Source organism: Variovorax sp. 20P10.2.4 (genome assembly GCF_058244205.1).
In genome coordinates this window covers 1-4336 of sequence record NZ_JBZAYE010000613.1, presented here as the reverse complement: position 1 = coordinate 4336, position 4336 = coordinate 1, and the positions used below count along the sequence as shown (strand labels likewise).

The 4336-nt window shown below is 69.9% G+C and carries 5 protein-coding genes; 2 read left to right on the top strand and 3 right to left on the bottom strand.

Features of this window, described 5'->3' with window-relative positions:
- Window positions 1-48 precede the first annotated feature (48 nt).
- From AC27VN_RS34245 to AC27VN_RS34235, 3 genes are all read right to left on the bottom strand, one after another.
- A complete protein-coding gene (locus AC27VN_RS34245) occupies window positions 49-1005 on the bottom strand; it encodes an esterase/lipase family protein (protein WP_490879463.1) in 957 nt (318 codons plus the stop codon).
- A gap of 218 nt (window positions 1006-1223) precedes the next feature.
- Complete coding sequence (locus AC27VN_RS34240; RefSeq protein ID WP_490879462.1) at window positions 1224-2567, bottom strand: heavy metal sensor histidine kinase; 1344 nt, start codon at window positions 2565-2567, stop codon at window positions 1224-1226.
- 31 nt (window positions 2568-2598) lie between these two features.
- Window positions 2599-3276, bottom strand: coding sequence for a heavy metal response regulator transcription factor (locus tag AC27VN_RS34235; protein ID WP_057594849.1), 678 nt, complete (start codon window positions 3274-3276; stop codon window positions 2599-2601).
- Window positions 3277-3438: 162 nt separating this feature from the next.
- On the opposite strand from AC27VN_RS34235, the gene czcI reads away from it, so the two are divergent.
- Complete coding sequence (gene czcI / locus AC27VN_RS34230) at window positions 3439-3816, top strand: cation efflux protein, CzcI family (RefSeq protein ID WP_490879461.1); 378 nt, start codon at window positions 3439-3441, stop codon at window positions 3814-3816.
- 104 nt (window positions 3817-3920) lie between these two features.
- The coding region (locus AC27VN_RS34225; protein ID WP_490879460.1) for a TolC family protein at window positions 3921-4336 on the top strand (416 nt) is incomplete at its 3' end.

Here is a 4336-nt window from a genome sequence, read left to right as displayed (position 1 = left end):
CGAGCGCCACCACCGCGGCCGCGGCCAGAACCAGGGGCCAGCGGCGGGTCACAGGCCGATCTGCTTGAGGCGGGTGGCGTGCTGGCGGTACAGCGCGACCGGGTCGGGCGCGAGCCAGTCGCGCACGCCGAGCAGCTGGTTCACCTCGTCGAGGTGGTTCTGGCGGTAGTCGCCCAGATGCTTGCCCAGGCGCGAGGAGCACACGGCCACCAGGCCGTCGTTGGTCTCGCCGAAGCTCAGGCTCAACAGGCCGAGCGAAGCGTCGCTGGGGTCGAGCAGGTTGGTCACGGGCTGCTTGCCGGTCCACGAGTAGTAGCGCACGCCACCGACCACCTCGGCGCCGTCGCCGCAGCCCGTGGGCACGGCCTGCGGGAAGCGGCGCGTGAAGTCGGCCGAGCCGGCCGCGGTCAGCGAATCGAGCGCGGCCACCGGCATCTGCGGCAGCCCGGTGCCGCCCGAGCCGAGGTTGATGAGCGCCACGAAGGCATTCACCGCGCCGTTGAGCACGGTCTCGCTGAGCGAGCCGGCCGGCACGGTGCCGCGCAGGATGTCGGCCACGCGCGAGCCCTTGTTCGGGCCGGCCACCGAGGTGACCGAGGCCACGAACTGCGGCGCCACGCCGGCCACGTAGCGGATGGTCGGGCCGCCATGCGAATGGCCCACCAGGTTGACCTTGGCGGCCCCGGTGATCGCCATGATGTTCTTCACCTGCGCGAGCAGCTGCTCGCCGCGCACCTCGGTGCTGTTGGCGGCCGACACCTGCGCCACGAACACGCGCGCGCCGCTGCGCTGCAGTGCCGAGGGAATGCCGTACCAGTAGTCGACGCCGAACAGCGAATCGAAACCGAACAGGCCGTGCACGAGCACGATCGGGTAGCGGGTCTGCGTGGCGTTGTCCTGCGCCTGCGCGGGGGCCGCGAGGCCGAGAAGGCTCAGGGGGCCCAGCAGGGCGAAGACCGTGGAAAGCGCCAGGCGGCGCAGCAGACCACCGAAAAATCCATTCATGCTCATCTCCTTGAGTGCCGGTTAATAAAACGAACGTCCGTGCTTTTTATTGAGGGCGGATTCTTGGGGGAGCAACGCCTGCGCCGTATCGGGATAAACCCGGCTTGGCCGACGAAAGGTACGCGCAGTTCCGCGAAGGAAGCTCAAAGTTCTCGGGCGTTGCGTGCGCGATGAAGAAGAAAGGCGTCAGCGGCCGGCGGCGGCCGGACGCCCGCGCATCAGGAGTGCGTTGGCACCGTGAAGCCGATGCGCGTCGTGCCGTCCTGGCTGGAGGCGAACACGCGACCCCCATGCATGCGCGCGATGGCCTCGACGATAGCCAGGCCCAGCCCATGGTGGCGGGCCGAGCCGTCGCGCGCCGGGGCCGCGCGGTAGAAGCGCTCGAACAGCCGCGGCAGCACCTCGGGCGCGATGGTGGCGGCGCCGCGGTTGACCAGCACCAGCGCAATGGCGCCGCGCTGGCTTCCCGGGCCGCTGTCGGGCCCGATCTCGATCGCGATGGCCGAGTCCGGCGCGGCGAAGCGGATGGCATTGCCCAGCAGGTTCGACAGCGCGCGGCGAACCAGCGCCGCATCGACGTCGACCCTGGCATCGCCTTCGACGCGCGCCCGCAGCCCGGCCTCCTCGAGCATCGCGTCGTGGAAGTCGATCACGTCGGCCGCCTGCGCCGCCAGGCTCACGGTGGCGCGCGAGCGCGTCGCGCCGCCGCGCTCGGCCTGCGAGAGGAACAGCATGTCGGTCACGATGCCCGAGAGGCGGCCGATCTCCTCGAGGTTGGAGGCCAGCACCGCCTGCAGCTCCTCGTTGCCGCGCGGCCGGGTCAGCGCGAGCTCGGTCGAGCCGATCAGGTTGGCCAGCGGCGTGCGCAGCTCGTGCGCCACGTCGGCGTTGAAGGATTCGAGCTGCACGTAGGCGCGCTGCACACGCAACAGCAGTGCGTTGAACTGCGTGATCCAGGGCCGCAACTCCTCGGCGAAGGCCAGCGCGTCGATCGGCTCGTTGGGCCGGTCGGGCGCCATCGCCGCGGTGCGCTCGGCCAGCGCCTTCAGCGGCCGCAGCCCGCGCCGCACCAGCCAGAAGCCGGTCAGCGAGACCAGCGCCGTGCCCAGCAGCACCGCGCCCAGCAAGGTCCAGGCCAGGCGCTCGAGCAGGCGCGCGTCGTTGGCCACGCTGATGCCGATGGAGACCGTGAGCGGCGCGGTCTGCGCGCCCGGCGCGCGCCACGGCATCTGCCGGTCGCTGCGCACCCAGCGCCCGCCCGTGGGTGGCGTGGAGCGGAAGATGGTGTCGCCCGTGGCCGTGACGATGGAGAGGCTGAACTCGTCCTCCATCGAGAAGAAGTCCTCGAGCTTGTGCCGCAGGGTCGAGAGATCGCCGGCCTTCTCGCCCTCGGCCAGCAGGTGCTGCACCAGCTCGGCCTTGTGCGCGATCTCGGTGTCCTGCTTGGCGCCGAAGTTCCAGGCCGTGACCAGGTAGACCGCGAGGCACACCACGCTGAGGCCGAAGAAGGTCTGGGCCGCGAACCAGAGCGACAGCCGGCGGCGTATCGAGGGGGCGCGCATGCTCGCCGGAGAGAACGGGGGGACCGGGCCCTCAGGCCCAGGAGCGGTCTTCGAGCACGTAGCCCATGCCGCGCACCGTGTGCAGCAGCTTCACCTCGAAGGGATCGTCGATCTTGCCGCGCAGCCGGCGGATCGCCACCTCGACCACGTTGGTGTCGCTGTCGAAGTTCATGTCCCACACCTGCTCGGCCAGCGTGGTGCGCGAGAGGATCTGGCCGCGCCGGCGCAGCAGCACCGTCAGCAGCATGAATTCCTTCGAGGTCAGGTCGACGCGCTTGCGCGCGCGCTGGCACTTGCGGCTCGCGAGGTCGAGCTCGAGATCGGCCAGACGCAACACGGTGGCGTCTTGGGCCTGGCCGCGGCGCAGCAGGGCCTGGATGCGCGCGAGCAGTTCCGAGAACGAGAAGGGCTTGACCAGGTAGTCGTCGGCGCCCTGCTGCAGGCCGTTGACGCGGTCCTCGACCTTGTCGCGCGCTGTCAGCACCAGCACCGGGACGTTCTTGGTGCGGCGTATCGCCTTGAGCACCGCGAATCCGTCGATGCCCGGGAGCATCACGTCGAGCAGGATCAGGCCGTAGTCGCCCTCGGTGGCCAGGTAGCGGCCTTCGATGCCGTCGCGCGCGATGTCGACGACGTAACCGTTCTCCTCCAGGCCTTTCTTGAGGTAGTCGCCCAGTTTGGGCTCGTCCTCGATGACAAGAATTCGCATCGCCGGATGGTAATGAAACAGGGCCCTCGCAGGGGGTTACAAATTCGTAATCCGCTTGACGGACAAAGCCCTGTCGAGGCGTCGTACAGTGCGCTGCACCCGCGTTCCGTGGGGTCTTGAAAGCCTCGGTGCCGCAGGTGCCGTCGATATACTCCCGCTCCCATGCGCCGCTGGCTGTTGATCTTCCTGGTGTTCCTGCTTCCGCTCCAGTACAGCTGGGCGATGTCGGCCGCCTATTGCGCGCACGAGCAGGACGCGCAGACACAGCACTGGGGCCACCACGAGCATCCGGGCAACGCGGCCGAAGACCGCAGCCACGTCGACGCGGGCACGTCGAAGGACGCCGGCAACGTGCCGAATCCCGCGATCGGCGACTGTGCCCTGTGCCACTTCGGTCATGCGCAACATGCGGTGGCGGCGCCCGCCGAGGTGCCCGGCATCGCCTTCGTTCCGCAGGGCCCGCGCGCCGTGCTCGCCGAGTCCTTCGACTCCCACATCCCCGAAGTGCCCGTGCGCCCCGCATGGACTCTCGCCGCCTGATCCGGCGAGAGCACGCCTTCATTCCCTTTTCGCACTGACACCGTTCATGCACTGAGCTCTCGCCGGATTTTCCCGTTCGTTGTTTCGCAACCCAGGAGAATCCGATGCGCACGCTCTTCGTGCCGCTGGCCGTGTTGGCCTTGGCGGTACCCCCGGTCCTTGCTCAGCCTTCGCTGCCCACGCAGCAGGCCGCGGCCGGCACTTCCACTTCTGCTGCCTCATCGCAGGCCTCCGCCGGCCTCGAGCCCGCGGGCCCGCTGACGCTGCGCAGCGCGCTCGCGCTGGCGTTCCAGGCCAACCCGGGCCTGTTCGCGGCCCGGCGCGAGCGCGAGGCCACCGATGGCGCGCTGGTGCAGGCCGGCGCCTGGCCCAATCCCACGCTCGACGTGACGCTCGAGGACACGCGGCGCGACAACCGCACCACCACGGTCCAGCTGAGCCAGCCGATCGAGCTCGGCGGCAAGCGCGCGGCACGCGTGAGCGCGGCCGAACGCGCACGCGACCAGGCCGAATCCGCGCT

Excerpts from the sequence above, each read along its gene's own strand:
- AC27VN_RS34245 (WP_490879463.1), bottom strand. The coding sequence starts at position 1,005 with ATGAATGGATTTTTCGGTGGTCTGCTGCGCCGCCTGGCGCTTTCCACG.
- AC27VN_RS34240 (WP_490879462.1), bottom strand. The coding sequence starts at position 2,567 with ATGCGCGCCCCCTCGATACGCCGCCGGCTGTCGCTCTGGTTCGCGGCC.
- AC27VN_RS34235 (WP_057594849.1), bottom strand. The coding sequence starts at position 3,276 with ATGCGAATTCTTGTCATCGAGGACGAGCCCAAACTGGGCGACTACCTC.
- czcI (WP_490879461.1), top strand. The coding sequence starts at position 3,439 with ATGCGCCGCTGGCTGTTGATCTTCCTGGTGTTCCTGCTTCCGCTCCAG.